General features: G+C 64.4%; 23 protein-coding genes. 9 read left to right on the top strand and 14 right to left on the bottom strand.

From position 1 onward, the window contains the following. Position 1: 1 nt before the first annotated feature. The 5 genes from K420_RS0106870 to K420_RS0106850 are packed head-to-tail and all read right to left on the bottom strand — an operon-like array spanning position 2 to position 2,580. The gene (locus K420_RS0106870; RefSeq protein WP_027457424.1) at positions 2 to 382 is read right to left on the bottom strand and encodes a diacylglycerol kinase; all 381 of its coding nucleotides are present in this window, start codon (positions 380 to 382) and stop codon (positions 2 to 4) included. After that, on the bottom strand, positions 382 to 912 hold the full coding sequence (locus K420_RS19660; protein ID WP_157275038.1) for a phosphatase PAP2 family protein: 531 nt from the start codon (positions 910 to 912) through the stop codon (positions 382 to 384). The genes K420_RS0106870 and K420_RS19660 overlap by 1 nt, the downstream gene beginning before the upstream one ends. Beyond that, complete coding sequence (locus K420_RS0106860; RefSeq protein WP_027457423.1) at positions 899 to 1,858, bottom strand: TerC family protein; 960 nt, start codon at positions 1,856 to 1,858, stop codon at positions 899 to 901. The genes K420_RS19660 and K420_RS0106860 overlap by 14 nt, the downstream gene beginning before the upstream one ends. Positions 1,859 to 1,883: 25 nt before the next feature. Further along, the gene (locus K420_RS0106855) at positions 1,884 to 2,369 is read right to left on the bottom strand and encodes a TerB family tellurite resistance protein (protein WP_157275037.1); all 486 of its coding nucleotides are present in this window, start codon (positions 2,367 to 2,369) and stop codon (positions 1,884 to 1,886) included. 10 nt (positions 2,370 to 2,379) lie between these two features. After that, on the bottom strand, positions 2,380 to 2,580 hold the full coding sequence (locus K420_RS0106850) for a hypothetical protein (RefSeq protein ID WP_157275036.1): 201 nt from the start codon (positions 2,578 to 2,580) through the stop codon (positions 2,380 to 2,382). A 123-nt stretch (positions 2,581 to 2,703) separates the two neighbouring features. Here K420_RS0106850 and K420_RS0106845 point away from each other — a divergent pair, with 123 nt between their 5' ends. The 6 genes from K420_RS0106845 (at position 2,704) to K420_RS0106820 (ending at position 8,283) form a co-directional block, all read left to right on the top strand. Next, a complete protein-coding gene (locus K420_RS0106845) occupies positions 2,704 to 3,606 on the top strand; it encodes a LysR family transcriptional regulator (protein ID WP_027457420.1) in 903 nt (300 codons plus the stop codon). 218 nt (positions 3,607 to 3,824) lie between these two features. Further along, positions 3,825 to 4,298 carry a hypothetical protein gene (locus K420_RS0106840; protein WP_035854574.1) on the top strand — a complete coding sequence of 158 codons (474 nt, stop codon included), beginning with the start codon at positions 3,825 to 3,827 and terminating at the stop codon, positions 4,296 to 4,298. Next, positions 4,295 to 5,632 carry a GAF domain-containing protein gene (locus K420_RS0106835; protein ID WP_027457418.1) on the top strand — a complete coding sequence of 446 codons (1,338 nt, stop codon included), beginning with the start codon at positions 4,295 to 4,297 and terminating at the stop codon, positions 5,630 to 5,632. Before K420_RS0106840 ends, K420_RS0106835 begins: the two co-directional genes overlap by 4 nt. A gap of 134 nt (positions 5,633 to 5,766) precedes the next feature. After that, a complete protein-coding gene (locus K420_RS0106830; protein ID WP_027457417.1) occupies positions 5,767 to 6,729 on the top strand; it encodes a thiamine pyrophosphate-dependent dehydrogenase E1 component subunit alpha in 963 nt (320 codons plus the stop codon). A gap of 7 nt (positions 6,730 to 6,736) precedes the next feature. Next, the gene (locus tag K420_RS18355; protein WP_051453270.1) at positions 6,737 to 7,750 is read left to right on the top strand and encodes an alpha-ketoacid dehydrogenase subunit beta; all 1,014 of its coding nucleotides are present in this window, start codon (positions 6,737 to 6,739) and stop codon (positions 7,748 to 7,750) included. Further along, on the top strand, positions 7,732 to 8,283 hold the full coding sequence (locus K420_RS0106820; RefSeq protein ID WP_027457416.1) for a c-type cytochrome: 552 nt from the start codon (positions 7,732 to 7,734) through the stop codon (positions 8,281 to 8,283). The genes K420_RS18355 and K420_RS0106820 overlap by 19 nt, the downstream gene beginning before the upstream one ends. Positions 8,284 to 8,766: 483 nt before the next feature. Here the strand turns inward: K420_RS0106820 and ccoG are convergent, their stop codons facing one another. Continuing rightward, positions 8,767 to 10,173, bottom strand: coding sequence for a cytochrome c oxidase accessory protein CcoG (gene ccoG / locus K420_RS0106815; RefSeq protein WP_027457415.1), 1,407 nt, complete (start codon positions 10,171 to 10,173; stop codon positions 8,767 to 8,769). 127 nt (positions 10,174 to 10,300) lie between these two features. Between ccoG and K420_RS18350 the strand changes: the two genes are divergently transcribed. Beyond that, on the top strand, positions 10,301 to 10,762 hold the full coding sequence (locus tag K420_RS18350) for an RrF2 family transcriptional regulator (protein WP_051452996.1): 462 nt from the start codon (positions 10,301 to 10,303) through the stop codon (positions 10,760 to 10,762). Between the two features lie 24 nt (positions 10,763 to 10,786). Here K420_RS18350 and K420_RS0106805 read toward each other — a convergent pair whose 3' ends face one another. The 3 genes from K420_RS0106805 to mltA all read right to left on the bottom strand — a co-directional run bounded on the left by K420_RS0106805 (position 10,787) and on the right by mltA (position 14,710). Beyond that, a complete protein-coding gene (locus K420_RS0106805; RefSeq protein WP_027457414.1) occupies positions 10,787 to 11,581 on the bottom strand; it encodes a metallophosphoesterase in 795 nt (264 codons plus the stop codon). A 544-nt stretch (positions 11,582 to 12,125) separates the two neighbouring features. Further along, positions 12,126 to 13,328: an ammonium transporter gene (locus tag K420_RS0106795; protein ID WP_027457413.1), complete on the bottom strand. Its 1,203-nt coding sequence runs from the start codon at positions 13,326 to 13,328 to the stop codon at positions 12,126 to 12,128. A gap of 158 nt (positions 13,329 to 13,486) precedes the next feature. Further along, entirely contained in the window at positions 13,487 to 14,710 is a 1,224-nt protein-coding gene (gene mltA / locus K420_RS0106790; RefSeq protein ID WP_027457412.1) for a murein transglycosylase A, read from the bottom strand. Positions 14,711 to 14,755: 45 nt separating this feature from the next. Between mltA and K420_RS0106785 the strand changes: the two genes are divergently transcribed. Both K420_RS0106785 and K420_RS0106780 read left to right on the top strand, forming a co-directional pair. Then, the gene (locus tag K420_RS0106785) at positions 14,756 to 15,646 is read left to right on the top strand and encodes an ATP-binding protein (RefSeq protein WP_027457411.1); all 891 of its coding nucleotides are present in this window, start codon (positions 14,756 to 14,758) and stop codon (positions 15,644 to 15,646) included. After that, a complete protein-coding gene (locus K420_RS0106780) occupies positions 15,643 to 16,587 on the top strand; it encodes a Nudix family hydrolase (protein WP_027457410.1) in 945 nt (314 codons plus the stop codon). The genes K420_RS0106785 and K420_RS0106780 overlap by 4 nt, the downstream gene beginning before the upstream one ends. A 9-nt stretch (positions 16,588 to 16,596) precedes the next feature. Here the strand turns inward: K420_RS0106780 and K420_RS0106775 are convergent, their stop codons facing one another. The 5 genes from K420_RS0106775 to K420_RS0106755 all read right to left on the bottom strand — a co-directional run bounded on the left by K420_RS0106775 (position 16,597) and on the right by K420_RS0106755 (position 20,400). Next, on the bottom strand, positions 16,597 to 16,806 hold the full coding sequence (locus K420_RS0106775) for a DNA gyrase inhibitor YacG (protein ID WP_027457409.1): 210 nt from the start codon (positions 16,804 to 16,806) through the stop codon (positions 16,597 to 16,599). Further along, positions 16,806 to 17,564, bottom strand: coding sequence for a cell division protein ZapD (gene zapD / locus K420_RS0106770; RefSeq protein ID WP_027457408.1), 759 nt, complete (start codon positions 17,562 to 17,564; stop codon positions 16,806 to 16,808). Before zapD ends, K420_RS0106775 begins: the two co-directional genes overlap by 1 nt. A 61-nt stretch (positions 17,565 to 17,625) precedes the next feature. Continuing rightward, entirely contained in the window at positions 17,626 to 18,249 is a 624-nt protein-coding gene (gene coaE, locus K420_RS0106765; RefSeq protein ID WP_027457407.1) for a dephospho-CoA kinase, read from the bottom strand. After that, positions 18,246 to 19,031, bottom strand: a complete 786-nt coding sequence (locus K420_RS0106760) for an SPOR domain-containing protein (RefSeq protein ID WP_027457406.1) — start codon at positions 19,029 to 19,031, stop codon at positions 18,246 to 18,248. The genes coaE and K420_RS0106760 overlap by 4 nt, the downstream gene beginning before the upstream one ends. Positions 19,032 to 19,035: 4 nt before the next feature. Then, a complete protein-coding gene (locus K420_RS0106755) occupies positions 19,036 to 20,400 on the bottom strand; it encodes a TrpB-like pyridoxal phosphate-dependent enzyme (RefSeq protein WP_027457405.1) in 1,365 nt (454 codons plus the stop codon). Positions 20,401 to 20,483: the final 83 nt, after the last annotated feature.

Genomic DNA, 20,483 nt, shown 5'->3' with positions numbered 1-20,483 from the left:
GTCAGGTGTACAGGTAACGCCCCAACTCGACGCCGATGACGACCATCCAGGCGAACAGGGTGATCCCGACCGCTGCCGCGGCCATGTCCTTGATGATCTTGATCTTCTCGTTGTGGCGCTCCTCGACGAAGTCGCACAGCGCCTCGATCGCGCTGTTGACGATCTCGGCGAACACCACCAGGGCGGTGACCACCAGGATGAGCAGGAAATCCACCCAGGCGCGCAGCATGAAGGCCCCGACCAGTACGCTGGCGGACAGCACGAGCTTGTAGGTCACCGACCAGTCATAAAGGACGGCATAACGCAGCCCTGAAAACACCGTCCTGATCTTGTGCCAGGGGTGATAGCCCGGTTCGCCGATGCCCAGGAACTTGTGGCGCATCACCCCCTCCGCCATACGGGCAGACGACCGAGCAGCCCGACCCAGAGGAGGCCGCCGAAGATGCCGAAGAGCACGTCGCTCGGGAAGTGCACCTGCAGGTAGAGCCTTGAGAAACCGACGGCCGTCACCACCAGCAATCCGGCGAGCACCGGCCCCACCCGCCGCACGCTGCCGCTCGCCACCAGCCAGGCGGCGACGAAGGCGGTGACCTGCATGGCGTGGGCACTGGGAAAACTGGCATCCGCCGGCATGGCAACCAGGCTCGGGAAGAGATCGGGCCGCTCCCGGTCGACGGTCCACTTGAGGAGGTGGGCGATGCCAGCCGCCCCGAGAACGGCGGCCGGGAGAAACAGACTCATGCGCCGGTGACGGCTCCCGTTGCCCCACCCGCCGATGGCCAGCGCCAGCGGCAACAGCACGAGCAGCGAACCCAGCCAGGTGACGAAACCCATCCCGGCAGTCAGCGCCGGGTGGCGCCAGTCGTTGAGCCAGACGAGGAGCGCGCCGTCCATCAACTCAAACGCGTTCACGTTCCTGCTTTTCCTTGCGCAGCGACAGGCCGATCGAGATGCCGATGAAGGTCGCCACGACAGCCAGCGAGAAGCCGACGGGAATCTTGTAGAGGTCGATCAGCATCATCTTCAGGCCGATGAAGACGAGCACCGCCGCCAGACCGTACTTGAGCAGCGAGAAGCGGCTGGCCATGTCGGCGAGCAGAAAGTACATGGCACGCAGGCCGAGGATGGCGAAGACGTTCGAGGTCAGGACGATGAAGGGGTCGCTGGTGATCGCGAAAATGGCCGGAATCGAATCGACGGCGAAGATCAGGTCGGAGATTTCCACCAGGACCAGGGCGAAGAAAAGCGGCGTGGCATGGCGCACACCATCCTGCATGACGAAGAAGCGCTCGCCACGCAGGCTGTCGGTAACCTTCATGTGACCGCGCAACCATCTGAGGACCGGGTTGTTCGCGAGGTCCGGCTTGGCATCGGCGAACCACCACATCTTGATGCCGGTGACCAGCAGGAAGGCGCCGAAAAGGTAGAGGATCCAGTGGAACTGGGTGATCAGCCAGGCGCCAGCGAAGATCATGATCGTCCGCATGACGATGGCGCCAAGCACACCGAACACCAGGACCCGTTTCTGCAGTTCGAGCGGTATGCCGAAGAAGGAGAACAGCATCAGCCAGACGAAGACGTTGTCGACCGCCAGCGATTTCTCGATCAGGTATCCGGTGACGAACTCCAGCGACTTCTGATTGGCGATCGCGCGCCCGGCGCTGCCTTCCAGATACCACCAGAGGGCGGCCGCAAACAGCAGGGAGACCATGACCCAGACGACCGACCAGGTCGCCGCCTCGCGGAAAGACACGCGATGCTCCTTGCCGCCGCCGACGACAAACAGGTCGATGGCCAACATCACCAGGACCACCGTCGCGAAGGCCCCCCACAGTTCCGGACTGCCGATACTCTCCATGTCATCCTCCCCTGATACCTGTCACTCAACCGGTCCGCAGGTCGCCACCAGGCGTTCGCCTGCCGCCTTCGCGCCGGGGCTGCCAGTGTTCGATCGTACTGCAGATCAGGTTTCGCTCGGCCACGCTCAGATGGCCATCGCTGTCGATCACCGCCAGCATGTGCCGCAGCAGTTTCTTGCGCACCGTCCGGTCCGATACTTCATCCAGCATGCCGCCCAATGCCTTGGCGGTGATCTGGTAGCCGTCACCGTTCACCGGCAACTGGCCGGCCACATCGCTGCAGAAATCGGCAAGCACTTCGCCAAAGGCCGAGCGGGCGATGCCCAGATCGGCGAGGATACCTTGCCGGTCAAGGGTGTCGATTTCGCGCTCGTCGAGCCGGCCATCGGCCAGCAAGGCGAGCACCACCAGCCTGGCCTGGGCGCGCGGGCTGTTGGTCGCGTAGGCGCGCAGGGGGTGCCGGAAGCCGAAGACCGCAGGCAGGGATTCGCGGGTTTGCAGGCGCATCATGTCGTTCTCCTCAGGCTGCACGGCGGAAGCCGGGTTGCCCATCCCCGGAAGGCAGCGGGCGGGTTGGTACGACCGGAACCGCAGCCCCCGTCATCATCTCGTGGGCCTGGGCGTAAGCCTGAACCATGCCCAGTTGTTCGCGGCGGGCCAGCTCGCGGACCCAGCCCGGATCGGCATCGCAAAATGCTTCGCAGTCACTGATGGTGATCATGGTCTTCTCCTCGGTCAGGGCACCGCGGGAATCCGCAGCGCACGGACGCACTGTAGGTGTTCAAAACAAACCAATAAACAGAACATTTGCGATAATGAATTTCCAATTTATGGAACAATAAAAATGAAACCCGACGACCTGAACTATCGGCATCTCCTGTATTTCTGGGCCGTGGCCAAGGAAGGCAGCATCACGCGCGCGGCGGAACGGCTTGGCCTGTCGGTGCAAACCATCAGCACCCAGCTCGGCCTGCTCGAGCGTCAACTCGGCCAGGCCCTGTTCGCCCCGCAGGGAAGATCGCTGATCCTGACCGAAGCCGGGCGCACCGCGCTGGGCTATGCGGAGCAGATTTTCCAGATCGGCGGCAAGCTCCGCGAGGCCCTGGCCGAAGGTACGCACACCCGGCCCCGCTTTGCGGTTGGCGTCACCGATGCGGTGCCCAAGCTGATCTCGTTCCGCTTGCTGGAAAGCCTGCTACGGCCTCCGCACAAGTTCCGCCTGGCGTGCATCGAGGGCGATTTCGAACACCTGCTCGGGGAACTGGCGCTCAACCGTCTCGATCTCGTCGTCGCTGACCGTTCCGCACCGCAACGAGCCAACCTGAAGCTCGACTCCCACTTGCTGGGCAACGTCGGCATCGCGCTTTTCGGGAGCGCCGATCTGTGCGCACGTTACGGGCCGGCATTTCCGAGGCAGCTCGACGGCGCCCCCCTGCTCCTCCCGGCACGCAGCGACCCCTTGCGCGGCGCCATCGATGCCTGGTTCGAAGCCCACGACATCCGGCCCGAAATCGTCGGGGAATTCAGCGACAGCGCCCTGCTCAAAACCTTCGGGCGCGCCGGCCTCGGACTCTTCCCGGCGCCGGCCGCCATGCACGCCGACATCCTGGCGCAGTTCCAGGCCCATCCACTCGGCGCGCTGCATGGGGTCGGCGAGAGCTGGTATGCCATCTCCACCCATAAGCGCCTCCCCCACCCCGCAATCGCCATCATCCAGGATGCGGGAGGCGAACGCCTCGTCGGATGATTGGCACGCGAAAGTGATCTGCCGGCCAAGGCCGCGTAGCGCAAACCGAAAACTGCCCCCGGTACGCCTTGGGCGTTCCTGAACTATCGATGGCCGATTGGCTCAAATGCGGTAACAGGCGACAAGCCGTCAGGCCATGCCATTCGCCCGCCTCCCCCTGCCCGCACCCGGCATAGGACATTGCGATATCATCTGCGGCCCGATCAGGAAACCCGCTCATGCTCGATCACGACATCGTTGCCTTCATCCAGTCCGGCGTCAGCATCACGCTGGCTGCTTGCGCACCGGGGCGGTTGCCGAGCATGAGCCGCGGTTTTGCCTGCAAGCCGGTCGATGGTGAGGCCATCGGGATCATCCTGCCCCGTACGCAGGCCGCCGAAGCGCTCGACAACATTCGCCTGACCGGGCGTGTCGCGGTGGCATTCACTCAGCCGACCACCAACCGGACCACCCAGCTCAAGGGCACCGATGCCCGCATCACCACCTTCGACCCGGCCGACGAGCCTCTCATCCGCAAACACATCGAGGAGTTCGTGCCCGAGGTCGTTGCACTGGGTACACCGGAGGAGTTGGTCCACGCCCTGCTCTCCTACCAGCCTGAGGATCTGGTGATGGTCGTATTCACGCCAAGCAGCGGCTTCGACCAGACGCCGGGACCGAAGGCGGGCCAACCCTTGCCAGCCACGCTATGACGCCCCGCCTCGATACCCTGCGCGACTGCCTGGAAGGCGTCATTCCCGGCCACATCGTCACCTGCGATCCGGCGGGAGTGCCCAATGTCGCTTTCCTGTCGCAGGCGGAGTATGTCGATAACGAGCACCTTGCGCTTTCCTACCAGTTCTTCAACACCACCCGGCGCAACGTGCTGGCGGGCTCGCCGGTTCGCCTGCTACTGACCAGCCATCTGACGGCCCGGCAGTACCGCCTCTCGTTGCAATACCTGCGTACCGAAACGGCCGGCCCGCTGTTCGAGCGGATGAAGGCCAAGCTCGCCGGCATTGCGGCGCATAGCGGAATGACCGGCATCTTTCGCCTGCTCGGCGCCGACATCTACCGTGTGCTGGATATCGTGCCGGTTCCGGGCGGTTGCATCAGCCCGCCCCCACCGGCCGTCAACTGCCTGAATGCCCTGCGCCGCTCCACCGAACGCCTGAGCGGCTGCGCCAACCTCGAGTGCCTGCTCGAAAAGGCCGTGGACTGCCTGGAGAAAGAATTCGGCTTCAGCCATCTCATGCTGCTGATGCACGACGAGGCGCGCGGCTGCCTGTTCACGCTCGCCAGTCGCGGCTACGCGCAATCGGGCATCGGCTCGGAGATTCCGGTCGGCTCCGGCCTGATCGGTATCTGCGCCCGCGAACGCTCGCCGATCCGTATCGGCTTCATGACCAGCGAGTACGCCTACGGCCGCACCGTGCGTGACGGGCTGGCTGCCGAGGGGCAACTCGACGCGCTGGAAACCGCCATCCCGTTGCCCGGCCTGCCCAATGCCGCCAGCCAGATGGCGATCCCCATCGTCGCTGGCGACCGGCTGCTCGGCGTGATCTACGTCGAAAGCCTGGCCGACCTGCATTTCGACTACGACGAGGAAGATGCGCTGGTCGTCTTCGCCGCCCAGCTTGGCCTGGCCATGCAGCACCACCAGATGACGGACGATGCGCCGGACGAAACGCCAGTCGCCGAACGCCCCGCCATGCCGCCCGAGGGTGCTCCGCTGACCGTGCGTTACTTTGCCGCCAACGACAGCATCTTTGTCGACGACGACTACCTGATCAAGGGTGTGGCCGGCGCCATTCTCTGGGCGCTGCTCAACGACTTCACCCAACGCGGCCGGACCACCTTCACCAACAAGGGCCTGCGGGTCGATTCCCGCATCCGCCTGCCCGGCGCCAGCGACAACCTGGAAGCCCGCCTCGTGCTGCTGCAACGCCGGCTGGCCGAGCGCAATGCCGGCATCGCCATCGGCAAGACCGGGCGCGGTCGTTTCACGCTCACCGTCGAGCGCCCCTTGACGCTGGTCGAAAGCTGATTTTTCCGGCCCGGCAGCGGTCTTTCTTAAATCTTCATTCAGCATTTCTTAAATGATTCGTAAGCGGGCGCCGCGCCCCTTGTCCGCCATTTTTGGCCGCCTAGACTTCCGTCATCCCCATGACAGGAGTCGCCATGAACGAATTCCCAACCGCCGCCGATCCGCTCCGGCTGTATGAACAGCTGCTGCTGATCCGCGCTTACGAAAACGCCATCGTCCAGGGCAGCACCGACGGGCGCATTCCCGGCACCTGCACCTCGGTCGGCCAGGAAGCCGCCGCGGTCGGCGCCATCAACGCCCTCACTGCCGACGATCTGATCCTGACCAACCACCGCAGCGCCGGCCATCTGCTGGCACGCGGCGCCGACCCCGGTCGCCTGCTGGCTGAAGTGATGGGTCGGCGCGACGGCTACTGCAAGGGCCGGAGCGGATCGCTGCACATTTCCGTCAAGGAACTCGGGGTCGTGCTGACCACCACCATCGTCGGTGGCGAACTCTCGCTCGCCCCCGGCGTCGCCCTGGCCCAGACGATGCAGGGACGGCCCGGCATCGTCGCCTGCTTCTTTGGCGATGGTGCCGCCTGCGAAGGCAGCTTCCATGAATCGCTCAATCTTGCCGCCCTGTGGAACCTGCCGGTGCTCTACATCTGCGAGAACAATCAGTGGCAGGCCTTCGTCCATCGCCGCGAAGCGATGAGCCGCGAACACGTCTCCGACTGGGGGGCCGGCTACGGTATTCCGGTACAAACCGTCGATGGCAACGATGTTTTCGCCGTACTCGAAGCCACCCGCAACGCTGCCACACAGGTGCGCGACACCCGCCGACCGGTGCTGCTCGAAGTGCTGACCTACCGCACACGCGGCCATTTCGAGCCAGACGATCAGGGCTACGTCGACAAGGCAGAACTCGCCGCCTGGCTGGCCCGCGACCCGATCGCCCTCTGCCGCGATCGCCTGATCGGCGCCGGACAGCTCTCCCTGACCGCCGACGCCGAGCTGATTGCCCGGGTCGATGCCCGCATTGCCACCGCGGTGGCCTTTGCCAGCGCCTCTCCCTTCCCATCCATCGAGGAACTCACCCTCGATGTTTACGCCTGAGGCCGCCATGCCCACACTCCCCCTGAACGACGCCATCGGCCTGGCCCTGGCCGAGGAAATGCGCCGCGATAACAAGGTCATCGCCTTCGGCGAAGGTATTGCCACCAAGCGCCATGAACTCGTCACCGAATTCGGTGCCCTGCGCGTCCGCAACACGCCACTGGCCGAGGGCATCATCGCCGGCACGGCAGTCGGTGCCGCCGCGGGCGGCCTGCGCCCGGTCGCCGACCTGCTCTTTGCGCCCTTCCTCTGCTACGCCATGGACGAGCTGGTCAACAGCGCCGGCAAGCTACGCTACATGTCGGGCGGCCAATTCAGCTTCCCGCTGGTCGCGCTGGCCATGACCGGTGCCGGCTGGGGCGTTGGTGCCCAGCACAACCACAACGTCGAGGCCTGGTTCGTGCATAGCCCCGGCCTCAAGGTCGTCATGCCAAGCAACCCGGCCGACGCCCGCGCACTGCTCAAGGCAGCCATCCGCGACGACAACCCGGTCGTCTTCCTGCTCGACATCGGCCTGCTCTACCAACCCGGCGAGGTGCCCACCGACGCCGTGCCGATACCCCTCGGCCAGGCATCCACCGTTCGTGCCGGTACGGATGTCAGTCTCATTTCCTACGGCAAGACCGTGCATCACTGCGCGCAGGCCGCCGAAAGCCTGGCGGCCGAGGGCATCGCTGCCGAAGTCATCGACTTGCGCAGCCTGAAGCCACTCGATGAAGCCGCCATCCTCGCCACCGCCCGCAAGACGGGGCGGGTCGTCGTCGTCCATGAAGCCAACCGCCTATGCGGCGTCGGTGCAGAAATCGCCGCACTGATCGCCGAGCAGGCCTTTGCCTGCCTCAAGACGCCCGTTGTCCGCCTCGGCGGCCCGGATGCCCCGGTGCCATCCAGCTTCCCGCTCGAACAGGCCACCGTGCCACAAGCCGATGCCATTGCTGCCGCAGCAAGGCAGCTTTGCGCCTCGCATCGACCCTTGACCTATCCCCCAATGGAGAACTCAAAATGCGCATTGCCACACTGACTTCCACGTTCATTGCTCTAGGCTTGATTACTGGCACAACCTTCGCCGGCGAAGCCGACGCAGCCCGCGTCAAGCGCGGCGCCCAGCTGGCCGCCTACGGTGGTTGCGTCGATTGCCACACCCCATTCAAGATCGGTCCGAACGGCCCGGAAAAGGATATGGCGCGGGGCCTCTCCGGCCACCCGGCCGAACTTGTCCTGCCAGCCCCACCCAAGCTCGACGGCCCATGGAACTGGGGCGGTGCCGGCAGCATGACCGCCTTCGTCGGCCCTTGGGGTATTTCCTACGCCAGCAACCTGACGCCCGATCGGGAAACAGGTATCGGCGCCTGGAGCGAAAACGATTTCATCCAGACCATGCGTAAAGGCAAGCACCTCGGCGTCGGCCGCCCGATCATGCCGCCAATGCCCTGGCAATCGGTCGGCTCACTGCCAGACCAAGATCTGCGTGCGCTCTTCGCCTATCTCAAGGCGCAACCATCGGTAAAAAACAAGGTGCCGGAATACGTGCCACCGGTGGCCAGCAACCGGTGATGGGCATTCACCCGAGTTTCCACGAACTGACCCTGGAAGGGGTGCGGCCCGCCATGTCCCGCAGACAAGCCGCTCTCACCCCCCGCTTCCGATGCCTTCCGCATCGTCGGTGAGGCCATCGTGATTCAGAACCGGATACGGCCAAGCAAAAGCCCAAGCGTTTGAATGCTTGGGCTTCGTCAATCCTTGGCTCCGTAGAAATTGACCGGAGCATTACGGCTTTCGCCGTTTGGGGCACTACGCAATCATCTTGAACTGCGGCGGACTTTCAACCATGTTGCCTCCAGTCACGTTGTTGATCTCCAGGACCGACTGACTTCTCTTCGGCCTTCAACTACAGACTACGCTTTTGGGCGAGAAAATCCAGTCTTGCGCCGTTCGGGCTTCCGGCGTCAAATGGAAAGTTGATCGCGTCACAATGTTCGCGGTGCGGTGCAACAGGGCGACCCTGCTCGCCGCTGGGCTCCCCGCGTTGCAAACGATTCAGGGCATCCAGAATTTCGTGCGTTCGGTGACGGCGACAGTCGCATCTGCGATGTCCGCCACATCGAACGTGATCGCGGTGGCACCACTGCCTGTCGCTCCGGCATCGGCCCTGACAACTGCGGTATGCGTGCCAATTTCGCCGCCCGCGATGGTGAGCTCATCCTCACCGGCCAGGCGGATACCGTCAATGCCGCCAAGCGTGATGCGGAAAGTGCGCGTCTGGTCGCCGGTGTTCATGATTTGCAAGCGATAGATGTTCTCGATCGAACCGTCATCAGCCTCCCGCGACAGGACATTGCGGTCCTTCAGGATATTGACCTTCAGGGGTATGCGGGTGGCGAGCGACCAGGCGGTGGCAACCGTGAGCAGCGTCAGGATGGCCGTGTAGATGATGACCCGGGGTCGGGCGGCGCGACGCAATATCTCCAGCGGCGTGTAGCGCATGCTGACTGCGTTTTCCGTGGAGTAGCGGATCAGGCCGCGCGGATAGTTCATCTTGTCCATGACCTGGTCGCATGCATCGATACAGGCTGCGCAGCCGATGCACTCGTTCTGTAGGCCGTTTCGGATATCGATCCCGGTCGGGCAGACCTGGACGCAGATGCCGCAATCCACGCAATCGCCGAGGCCGAGTGCGCGCGGATCGCTGCCCTTGGCGCGCGTCCCCCGCGCTTCGCCACGCACCGTGTCGTAAGCGATGATCAGCGTGTCCGGATCGAGCATCACGAACTGAAAACGGGCATACGGACAAATCTGGCGACACATCTGTTCGCGCAGGAAGCCGGCATTGCCATAGGTGGCGAAGGCGTAGAACACCATCCAGAAAGCCGACCAGGCGCCGAGCGACAGGCTTGCCAGGTCGTGCATCAGTTCGCGGATCGGCACGAAATAGCCAACGAAGGTAATCCCCGTCCACAGCGAGAAGAGTCCCCAGGTCGCATGCTTCGCACTCTTGAGGGCCAGTTTGCGCGCGGACCACGGGGCCGCATCGAGCTTGATCCGTTGCGGCCGATCGCCTTCGATGTGTTTCTCAAACCACAGGAAAATTTCCGTGTAGACGGTTTGCGGACAGGCGTAGCCGCACCACAGACGTCCGGCAATGGCGGTGAACAGGAAGAGGGCGAGCGCCCCGAGAATCATCAGCAGGACGAGATAGATGGTGTCCTGCGGCCACAGCACGAGATCGAAAAAGTAGAACTTGCGATTGTCGATATCGAACAACACCGCCTGCCGACCGTGCCAGGGCAGCCAGCACAGGCCGTAGAAAACAATTTGGGTCAGCCAGACGAAAACCCAACGCCAGCGCGTGTAGGGCCCGCTGATCGAGCGCGGGTAAACCTTGGCATCCGGATCGGCGACCGGTTTGATTTCGATGACTTTTCTGGAGCTGGGCGGCTTGGACATGGGGGCGATCATGACGGCTGGCGCTGATTGCAGCGGCTATTTGCCGTAGGGTATAAACGGTAGGGACCTTGATCCTAGCAAGCGCCTGCGCTATAAGCAATATATTAAATGTATCTTATGAATCCTCATGCGTTTAAGCACGTTTTCTGACTATAGCCTGCGTCTCCTGATGTACCTGGGCGCACAACCGGACCGCCTGGCCACGATTGCCGAGATCGCTGCCGGCCACGGCATTTCCGAAAGCCACCTGATGAAGGTCGCTCATCAGCTGGGGCGCGGCGGTTTCATCGAGACAGTTCGCGGCAAGGGCGGAGGACTACGGCTGGCCATGGCAGCGAATGAAATTGTGCTGGGCGAGGTGATCCGCCATACGGAAAGCGATTTCAACCTGGTTGAATGCTTTGCCAGCAACGCAAGCTGTCGAATTCAGGGGGCATGCTGCCTGAACAGCATTCTTGACCAAGCGGTGAAAGCCCTCTTCCAGGTCCTGGACCGCTATACGCTGGCGGATCTTTTGGTCAATCCACAAGGGCTCATTCCGCTGCAAGCGGCTACCGCTCACGATCCCGGAAGGCTGAGCGGCGGTTAAACCACGGATTCCCGGCCGGTCGCTCTAAATTTCCAGCACCAGCCGGCTGTCGAATGCGGCGTTCTCCCGGCGCAGGTCAGCGGGCGTTGAGGCAGCCTTGATCCCCCGGCAATAGCCCATGGGGTTCGCTACCACACGGGTTTGCTTAACCATATAGTCGAAAGCGTCGTGGGTATGGCCGTGGATGTGCAGGTCAGCGATACCCAGACACGCTTCCAGGTCGGACACAAAGGCTGCGCTGCTAAGGTCATCGGCGTACAGAGGGGCAATGCTGTTTCGGTGTGGGCCATGATGGGTTACGACCACCGTTTTGCCCGTAAAGGGGTCCGCCAGGCGGTCCTGCAGCCATTGACGCTGAACGCGATGCAGGGCCAGAGCGTCCGCCGGCAGGAACGGGCCGCCGCCCCCTTTGCGGATGGAAGTGTGGTCGACGATTTTTTCCGCGCATACCGCCATGGCGGCGGCCTTGTGCTCGGCACCGAAAACCGCGTAATCGGTCCAGAGTGTGCAGCCGATGAAACGGACGTTGCCATGTACCCACGCCCCCGGCGCCAGTATTTTTACGTTGGGGAAATCACCCGCCCGACGCTCCAGGTCGGCGAGAACTGCTGCCATTTCGCCGCCATAGAATTCGTGATTGCCGGGCACATACACGACGGGACATGGCCAGTCACCAAACAAGTCGAGCGCTCGACTGCCCTTTGCAATATCGCCTGCCAGCACAAGAACGTCCGCGTCGCCGGGCTCTACGCCACGAAAGGTCGGAAATTTCCATTCCAGGTGCTCAAGGTGGAGATCAGAAGCGATCTGTATGCGCATAGTGCTTGGCAGCATTACCTCAACGTCCGTTTCAGCGCCAGGAACGCTTCATCTACGGGACGACGATCGAGGGACAGAGGGGTGCTCATGGCCGATGGCTGGCGCTGCGCTACATCCACCAGGGGTCTGCCCCCGTATCTTCATCGTCATCCCCTTCGATCTCTGCTTCGCGTTCCTCATGAACAGGATCACCGACATTCGGGAGATGAGGATGCGTTTCTCCGGACGTGACCTTGTCGGACTCAGTGGGCAGGTAGCTGGTTAGTTTCGGCATCGGCAGTCGTTAGCGCGAAGGATAGGTGCTGTTAGTCCGCTATCCGTTCGCAAGGTTTCATCCCGGCCCCTGCAGTCCAACAGAGCGGCCGCCCTCAGCGACAGTTGAAAGCCGACCTGATGACGGGCTAGCGCCAACGGCTGCGGGACGTTAAATACCTGCTGCGTATCCGCACAGGCTGCCCATCGGGATTTCAAAAAAAGAGGCCCGGCAATCGCCGGGCCTCTTTGGTGCCCATTGTCTGACAGACTTTATTGTTTCCGATCATCGCTACCAGTTCGGCTCGCGCTCCGGCGTCGCGGTAATTTTGTGGATGCTGAGGTCGGCGCCGTTGTATTCCTCCTCCTGGTCGAGACGCAGGCCGAGGAGCCACTTGAGGGAGCCGTAAACTGCCGCACCACCAGCCAGGGCAACCACGATGGCCAGGCCGGTCATGATCAGTTGCGGCATGAAGGCGATGCCGCCGGCGCCGCCCAGGGCCTTGCTGCCGAAGATGCCGGCCGCAATGCCGCCCCAGGCGCCACACAGGCCATGCAGCGGCCAGACGCCGAGGACGTCGTCGATCTTCCAGCGGTTCTGGGTCAGCGTGAACATCACGACGAACAGGCCACCCGCCACGCCGCCGACGACCAGCGCACCGATCGGGTGCATCAGGTCCGATCCGGCGCAGACGGCGACCAGGCCGGCCAGCGGGCCGTTGTGCAGGAAGCCCGGGTCGTTCTTGCCGAGGAGCAGGGCAACCAGCGTGCCACCGACCATGGCCATCAGGGAATTGAGGGCGACCAGGCCGGAAACCTTGTCGAGGGTCTGCGCACTCATCACGTTGAAGCCGAACCAGCCAACGGTCAGGATCCAGGCGCCAAGGGCCAGGAAGGGAATCGAAGAGGGCGGATGGGCCGACATCCGGCCATCCTTGGTGTAGCGGCCGTAGCGGGCGCCGAGCAGGAGCACGGCCGGCAGCGCGATCCAGCCGCCCATGGCATGCACCACCACGGAGCCGGCGAAATCGTGGAACTCCTCGCCGAAACTGGCCTTCAGCCAGGCCTGGAGGCCGAAGTGCTGGTTCCAGGCGATGCCCTCGAAGAAGGGATAGACGAACCCGACGAGCAGGAAGGTGGCGATCAGTTGCGGGTGAAACTTCGCCCGCTCGGCGATGCCGCCGGAAATGATGGCCGGGATGGCAGCGGCGAAGGTGAGCAGGAAGAAGAACTTGGTCAGCTCAAAACCGTTCCGGTCCATCAACGTGTCGACGCCGGAAAAGAAATGGACGCCGTAGGCGATGCCGTAGCCGACGAAGAAATAGGCAATCGTCGATACGCCGAAGTCGCTCAGGATCTTGACCAGGGCGTTGACCTGGTTCTTCTTACGCACCGTGCCAACTTCGAGGAAGGCGAACCCTGCGTGCATGGCCAGCACCATGATGGCACCGAGCAGGATGAACAACACGTTGCTGCCGGACTGTAGTGTTTCCATGGAACCCCCGTCGAAAAGATGGGGGTTCCAAAAGCAAGCACTATTCCAGTGCGTAAATTGTGTTACAAATCAGTGCGTTGCCAATCGCATCCACACGTCGTTCGCACCCGATTGGTGCGGGAATTGCATCAGACGCCCGCTCGCGGTGCGCGCCCGCCCTATTTTGGCGCCAGCTCGGCGGGCAGGAGTACCCACATCCGCCCGGCCTGCTTCATGCGCCCGGCCTGCTCGCCGGCTTCCTTGCCGAAGCCCCAGAAAAAGTCGGCACGCACCGCGCCCTTGATGGCACCGCCGGTATCCTGTGCCATGACCAGGCGATTCAGCGGCTGGCTGGTGTTGGGCCGCGTCGTCGCCAGGAAGACCGGCGCGCCGAGCGGCACCGAGCGCGGGTCGACAGCGATGCTGCGTTCGGCGGTGAGCGGCACGCCGAGCGCACCGACCGGACCGCCCTCGGAACTCGGCATTTCGCGGAAGAAGACATAGCTCGGATTGGTGTTGAGCAGCGCATCGAGGCGCGCCGGGTTGTTGCGCGCCCAGGCCTGGATGCCCTGCATCGAGGCTTCTTCCAGCTTCAACTCGCCCCGCTCGACCAGCACCCGGCCGATCGACTGGTAGGGATGGCCGTTCTGGTCGGCATAATTGACCCGCACCAGGCTGCCGTCGGCCAGTCTGACCCGCCCGGAACCCTGCACCTGCAGGAAGAACAACTCGACAGCATCATCAACGTAGAGCAGCGTCTTGCCCGGCAGCTTGTCGCCCCGGGCCACGATCTCGGCGCGCGACCAGTAGGGCACGACCTTGTTGCCCTCCAGCCGGCCGCGCACCCGCTTGTCCTTGAGTTCGGGGAAGACGGCCGACAGGTCAATGGTCAGCAGGTCGTCCGGCACGCCGCGCAGCGGCTGTTCAAAGCCCTTCGCCTTCACCCGGCTGCCGCGCAGCAGTGGCTCGTAATAGCCGGTGACCAGGCCATCGACAGCCCCGTCGCCATTGGCGATGGCGTAAGGCTTGAGGTGCTGCTCGAAGAAGCGGCGGGCATCGAAGCCCGGCTTGCCATCGACCGCCCGGGCCTGGTCGCAGACGCGTTTCCAGGCGGCGCCATTGCCCTTGCTGCCGACACCGCGACAGGAAAGCAGGAAGGCCGGCCAGGCAGCACCGACATCGTCTTCGGCCCAACCCGGCAGGTCGGCCCAAGCCGCCGGCAGGAAGGTACGGGAGAAGGCGGGCACGGGTGGCGGCGCCGTCGGCGGACAGACCGGGCAGGCGGGGCACGGCGCACAGGCGGCCGGCGCCGGGCTGCCAGCCGGCAGGGTGGCTGGCGGCACGGTGGAACAGGCGGCCAGCAGGCCAAGGAGGGTCAGGGCAAGGGTTTGGATTTTTTTCATGGCTTCGCTAGAGTGCGTCGTTTGCCGCGAAGTATACCCGCCACCATGACCGACATCCCGACTCTGGAACGCCTGCTCGCCCGCGCCGAGGCCGTTCTCGGCCGCCTCGAAGCCAGCCTGCCCCTACCGCCGACGCCGCCCGACTGGGCAGCCGCCGTCGCCTTCCGCTGGCGCAAAAGCAACGGCCGGGGCTGGCTGCAGGCCGTCCGCCACCCGCACCCGATCCGCCTGGCCGACCTCGAAACCATCGACGACCAGAAGGATCGCATGGTCGCCAACACCCGCCAGTTCGTCGCCGGCAAGCCGGCCAACAACGTGCTGCTCACCGGCTCGCGCGGCTCCGGCAAGTCCTCGCTGGTCAAGGCCGTGCTCAATGAATTCGCCGGCCAGGGCCTGCGCCTGATCGAGGTGGACAAGGACGACCTGATCGACCTGGCCGACATCCTCGACCTCCTCGAAGGCCGCCCGGAACGTTTCATCATCTTCTGCGACGATCTCTCCTTCGAAGCCGGCGAAACGGCCTACAAGGCGCTGAAGTCGGTGCTCGACGGCTCGGTCGCCGCGCCGCCGGACAACGTGCTGATCTACGCCACCTCCAACCGCCGCCACCTGATGCCCGAGTACTTTTCGGAAAACCTGGAGTCGCACACCGTTGACGGCGAAATTCACCCCGGCGAAACAATCGAGGAAAAAGTCTCACTCTCCGACCGCTTCGGGCTGTGGCTTTCCTTCTACCCCTTCAGCCAGGACGACTATCTCGCCGTCTATCGCCACTGGGCGCACGAACTGGGCGTCGCCGAGGCCGTCATCGAGGCCAGCGAACGCGAGGCGCTGAACTGGTCGCTCGGCCGCGGCTCCCGCTCCGGCCGCACCGCCTGGCAATTCGCCAGGGATCTGGCCGGTCGCCAGAAGCCGGCACGGAAAAAACGCCCATGACCGCCATCGTCGAAGTCGCCGCCGCCGTCATGCTGCGCACCGAAGGCCGCGAATTCCTGCTCGCCCAGCGTCCGGAGGGCAAGGTCTACGCCGGCTACTGGGAGTTTCCCGGCGGCAAGGTGGAACCCGGCGAAACCGTGCGCCAGGCGTTGATCCGCGAACTGCAGGAAGAGCTGGGCATCACCGTCACTGCCTGTTCGCCCTGGCTGACCCGCGTTTTCACCTACCCGCACGCCACGGTGCGCCTCAATTTCTGGCGCGTCACGGCCTGGGAAGGGGAAATCGGCATCACCGCGCCGCTCGAACACTCGGCCGTCGCCTGGCAGGGCATCGGCCAGCCGGCCAGCGTAGCGCCCATCCTGCCGGCCAACGACCCGATCCTCAAGGCCCTGGCGCTACCGACGACGATGGCCATCACCAATGCCGAGGTAGAAGGGACCGAACGTCAGCTCGAACGGCTGGAGGAAGCCCTGCTCGCCGGCCTGCGCCTGATCCAGGTACGCGACAAGGGTTGGCCGGCGGCCCAGCGCCTGTGGTTCGCCGAGGCGGTCACCCGCCTGGCACACAGCCATGGCGCACGGGTCGTCATCAACGACGATGCCGACATCGCCCGCCGGGTCGGTGCCGACGGCCTGCACCTGTCGGCAACCCGCCTCGCCCGGCAGGCCGAGCGGCCCGATTTCACCTGGGTAGGCGCCTCCTGCCACACCGCCGAGGAAATCCGCCGGGCCGGCGAGATCGGCCTCGACTACGCCCTGCTCGGCCCGGTCCTGCCGACGCCGACCCATCCGGAAGCGACCGGCCTCGGCTGGATGGCATTCAGTCGCCTGGCCGCCGGCAATACCCTGCCGGTCTTCGCACTGGGCGGCATGCGACCGGCCATGCTGGGAGAGGCCCAGGCGCACGGCGCCCACGGCATCGCACTGATGCGCGGCTGGTAAGCGGGAAACTCAGCGGGTCGGCGTGTCGGGAAATTCGAGGCCCGGCGCGCCGGCCTCGTCGTCGCTGACCTGGCCGGCAACGCGGTACGACTCGCTGGCCCAGGCCCCGAGATCGATCTGCTTGCAGCGCTCGGAACAGAACGGCCGCCACGGGTTCTCGGGCGCCCACAGGGCATCTTTGCCGCATTGCGGACAACGGACCTGGCGCGGCTTGCTCATCAGAGATTGCAGAAGGTGAGATCGAAGGCGACATCGCGCTCGCAGCAGCGGGCCTTGATTTCGCCGGCCGGCGGCTTGGTGAAGCGGATGTTCAGGAAATACTTGTTGGCGCTCACTTCGGGAATCGCCGGCTCTTCCGTGGCGACGGAAATCCGTACCATCTGGGCGGCCGAACCGCCGAGGTTGAGCTGGAACTGGCCGAGGGTGGCCGTGTAGTTCTTCGGCCGGCCGCTGGAACGCAGCAGGCGCAGCACGATGGCCGCCGAGTCGCGCAAGGGCAGCAGGGGCCGTGTCCAGCCTTCGATCGCCTCGCGGCGCACGTCGACCGGGCGATGCAGCCACCAATGATAGGAGGGCAGGTCGAACTCGCAGACGCCACCGGGAATCGCGGCGCGGCTCTTGATGCTCATCAGCCAGTCGTTCTCGCGCAGGTATTGGCCAATCTTGCCGTGCATGGCGAGCAGCGCCGCCGACGACTGTTCGATTTCGTAAAGCGCACCGGACAGCGCCTCTTCGGAAATCTCCGGATTGTTGCGGAAGGCGAGCAGGGTCTGGCGCTGGCGTTCGAGTTCCTGAATCAGGTCCATCTTGAGGTCGGCTCGGCTGGAGACCTCAAGGATTTCGAACAGGGAAACCAGGGCGGCATGATGTTCGAGCGCTCCGTCTTCCTGGGCGAAATGCGCGGTTTTTTCGAACAAGTCCTCCAGGCGCAGCAGCGTGCGGATGCGCTCGTTGAAGGGATATTCGTAGGTGATCACGCGAAGATGGGCCCGAAATTACGGAAAATTTTGTTTATTCTGAGCCATTTGCAAGCAAATCTCAACAGCTCGCTTTAACTTTTTCAGCGGAAAGTACTAGATACTTCCGGTGCAGCGCGGCAACCTGATCGTGCACTTTGGCTCGTTCGCCGTCATTGACCACGACATCGTCAGCCACGGCCAGGCGTTCAGCACGGCTGGCCTGGGCCGCCATGATTGCCAGCACCTCGTCGCGCGGCAGGCCGTTGCGCGCCATGACCCGCGCGATCTGCAGGTCTTCCGGGCAGTCGACAACGACAATCCGGTCGCAGCGTTCGCGGTAGGTGCCGGACTCGACGAGCAGCGGAACCGCCAGGATCACGTAGGGGGCCGTGCTCGTCTGGCACCGCTCGCTCGACAGCTGGCGAATGAGCGGATGCAGGATGGCCTCCAGGCAGGCCTTGGCCGAGGCATCGGCAAAAACCAGACGCCGCATGGCGGCCCGGTCGAGCGCGCCGTCCGGACGCAGCACGCCGGCACCGAAAGCCTCGGCCAGCGCGGGCATCGCTGCCCCGCCCGGCCCGGTCAGCTCGTGGGCAATGGCATCGGTATCGACCAAGGCCGCCCCCTGTGCGACGAACAGGTCGGCCACCAGGCTCTTGCCGCTACCGATACCCCCGGTCAGGCCGACGACGTAGCCGCTCACTTGCAGGCCAGCGCTTCGTTCTTCTGGATGGCGCCGGCCACGGCAGCGATGACGGCCGCCTTCTTGTCGGCCGGTCCCTTGGCCTGCAGCGCGACCAGCGTGTCCTTGCCCGGTCGCGGCCCGACGACGGCGGAACGCACCCCCTTGCCCTTCAGTTCAGCAAGCCTTTCGCCGGCTCCCTTGTCGCTGCTGAAGATGCCAAGCGAGATGGCATGCCGGGTTGCGCCCTCCTGCACGATAAAGAAATCGGTGACGCCCAGGTTGCGCAGTTCGCCGGCCTTGCGCTCGGCGTCGGCCTTGCTGGGCAGGGCCGGTATGTAGACCCACCAGCCGTTGCTTTCGCTGGCCACCGTCTTGCGACTCACCTTGAAATCGGCAAAGCGCTTGCCGAGCAGGGTGGAGACCTGATCGGCCTCGGCCACCGTCAACTGCCGCCAGGCGAGACAGATCGGTTCGGCAGGCTTCGTGTCATCCGGAGCGGATTCCTTCCCGGCTGCATTCTCCTTCGGCGACTCAACCGCCACGGGTGCTTCAGCCGCCCCGTTCCCGGCTTTTCCCGCCGTCGCCGCCGGCTCGGCAGCAGCCTCGGGCAGCGGCGTCGGCGCACCAGCCTTGGCCGGCACGGCCGGTGCCTCGCCACGCGAGACGATGCGCAGGCGATCCGGTGCGACCTGCTGCTCGATGCGCCCGGCATCCGGGTTGTCCGGCCGGCCGAAGTAGCCAGCCGTGAAGGCGTAGAACAGCAGATTGCCGAGAACGAGCAGGAAGACCAGGAGCTTCACGGAATCAGCCCACCTTCGGCAGGTGCTTCAGCGACTCGACGATGGCCTCGGCCGGATACTCGTAGTTTTCCAGCTGGCCGGCGAAGTACTTGTCGTAGGAAGCCATGTCGAAGTGGCCGTGGCCGGTCAGGCAGAACAGGATGGTCTTGGCCTCGCCGGTCGCCTTGCAGCGCAGGGCCTCGTCGATCGCGGCGCGAATCCCGTGGCAGGACTCCGGCGCCGGGATGATGCCTTCGGCGCGGGCGAACTGGACGCCGGCCTCAAAGGTCGCGACCTGCGGCACGGCCACCGCCTCGAGCAGCTTTTCATGGAAGAGCTGCGAGACCAGCGGCGAATCGCCATGGTAGCGCAGACCGCCGGCGTGGATGCCGGGGGGCATGAAGTCGTGGCCCAGGGTGTACATCTTCATGATCGGCGTGTAGCCGGAGGCATCGCCGTAGTCGTAGGTGTAGACACCCTTGGTCAGGGTCGGGCAGGAGGTCGGCTCGACCGCGACGCAGCGCAGGTTGGCGGCCCGCTTGTCGCCGGCTGCCTTGTCGGCCAGGAAGGGGAAGGCGATGCCGCCAAAGCTGGAACCGCCGCCGCAGGGCCCGAAGATCACGTCCGGGTAGAGGCCGATCTTGTCGAACTGCTTCTTGGCCTCCAGGCCGATGACGGTCTGGTGCAACAGCACGTGGTTGAGCACCGAGCCGAGCGTGTAGCAGGTGTTCGGATCGGCCGCCGCCTCCTCGACCGCTTCGGAAATTGCCAGGCCGAGCGAGCCTTGGCAATCCGGATCGGCGGCCAGCGCGGTGCGGCCGGCGTTGGTCAGGTTGGTCGGCGACGCGAAGACTTCAGCCCCCCAGGTTTGCATCATCGAACGGCGGAAAGGCTTTTGCTGGTAGCTGACATTAACCATGAAGACGCGCACCGGCAGGCCGAACATCTGGCCAGCGTAGGCGATGGAGGAACCCCACTGGCCGGCGCCGGTTTCGGTGGTCAGCTTCTTCGTCCCGGCCAGCTTGTTGTAGTAGGCCTGCGGCACGGCGGAGTTCGGCTTGTGCGAACCGGCCGGCGAGACGCCTTCATACTTGAAGAAAATCTTGGCCGGCGTACCGAGCATCTGCTCCAGGCGCAAGGCGCGGCAGAGCGGCGCCGGGCGCCATTGGGCGTAGATCTGGCGGACATCCTCGGGAATCGGAATCCAGCGCTCGGCCGACATTTCCTGCTCCAGGATCGGCCCCGGGAAAATAGCGCCCATCGCTTCCGGCGGCACCGGGTTGCCGTCCGGTCCGAGCGGCGGGGCCGGCGGGTTGGGCATGTCGGCGACGACGTTGTACCAGTGGGTGGGGATTTCTTCTTGTTCGAGGTTGATGCGCAGCGGTGTCATTATTTCTCTCTCCCTGCGGCCGGGCCGCAAAGGCGCTAAATTACTCCAAAAGCCCGCCCCGACCAAGGGTTGAGCGGGTAAAG

Source organism: Dechloromonas agitata is5, assembly GCF_000519045.1.
Taxonomy (GTDB): Bacteria; Pseudomonadota; Gammaproteobacteria; order Burkholderiales; family Rhodocyclaceae; genus Azonexus; species Azonexus agitatus.
The sequence above is the reverse complement of the archived record's forward strand: the minus strand, read 5'-3'. Positions and strand labels throughout refer to the sequence as shown.

Coding starts and splice junctions, on each gene's coding strand:
- K420_RS0106870 (WP_027457424.1), bottom strand. CDS start 382: ATGCGCCACAAGTTCCTGGGCATCGGCGAACCGGGCTATCACCCCTGG.
- K420_RS0106860 (WP_027457423.1), bottom strand. CDS start 1,858: ATGGAGAGTATCGGCAGTCCGGAACTGTGGGGGGCCTTCGCGACGGTG.
- K420_RS0106855 (WP_157275037.1), bottom strand. CDS start 2,369: ATGATGCGCCTGCAAACCCGCGAATCCCTGCCTGCGGTCTTCGGCTTC.
- K420_RS0106850 (WP_157275036.1), bottom strand. CDS start 2,580: ATGATCACCATCAGTGACTGCGAAGCATTTTGCGATGCCGATCCGGGC.
- K420_RS0106845 (WP_027457420.1), top strand. CDS start 2,704: ATGAAACCCGACGACCTGAACTATCGGCATCTCCTGTATTTCTGGGCC.
- K420_RS0106840 (WP_035854574.1), top strand. CDS start 3,825: ATGCTCGATCACGACATCGTTGCCTTCATCCAGTCCGGCGTCAGCATC.
- K420_RS0106835 (WP_027457418.1), top strand. CDS start 4,295: ATGACGCCCCGCCTCGATACCCTGCGCGACTGCCTGGAAGGCGTCATT.
- K420_RS0106830 (WP_027457417.1), top strand. CDS start 5,767: ATGAACGAATTCCCAACCGCCGCCGATCCGCTCCGGCTGTATGAACAG.
- K420_RS18355 (WP_051453270.1), top strand. CDS start 6,737: ATGCCCACACTCCCCCTGAACGACGCCATCGGCCTGGCCCTGGCCGAG.
- K420_RS0106820 (WP_027457416.1), top strand. CDS start 7,732: ATGCGCATTGCCACACTGACTTCCACGTTCATTGCTCTAGGCTTGATT.
- ccoG (WP_027457415.1), bottom strand. CDS start 10,173: ATGTCCAAGCCGCCCAGCTCCAGAAAAGTCATCGAAATCAAACCGGTC.
- K420_RS18350 (WP_051452996.1), top strand. CDS start 10,301: ATGCGTTTAAGCACGTTTTCTGACTATAGCCTGCGTCTCCTGATGTAC.
- K420_RS0106805 (WP_027457414.1), bottom strand. CDS start 11,581: ATGCGCATACAGATCGCTTCTGATCTCCACCTTGAGCACCTGGAATGG.
- K420_RS0106795 (WP_027457413.1), bottom strand. CDS start 13,328: ATGGAAACACTACAGTCCGGCAGCAACGTGTTGTTCATCCTGCTCGGT.
- mltA (WP_027457412.1), bottom strand. CDS start 14,710: ATGAAAAAAATCCAAACCCTTGCCCTGACCCTCCTTGGCCTGCTGGCC.
- K420_RS0106785 (WP_027457411.1), top strand. CDS start 14,756: ATGACCGACATCCCGACTCTGGAACGCCTGCTCGCCCGCGCCGAGGCC.
- K420_RS0106780 (WP_027457410.1), top strand. CDS start 15,643: ATGACCGCCATCGTCGAAGTCGCCGCCGCCGTCATGCTGCGCACCGAA.
- K420_RS0106775 (WP_027457409.1), bottom strand. CDS start 16,806: ATGAGCAAGCCGCGCCAGGTCCGTTGTCCGCAATGCGGCAAAGATGCC.
- K420_RS0106755 (WP_027457405.1), bottom strand. CDS start 20,400: ATGACACCGCTGCGCATCAACCTCGAACAAGAAGAAATCCCCACCCAC.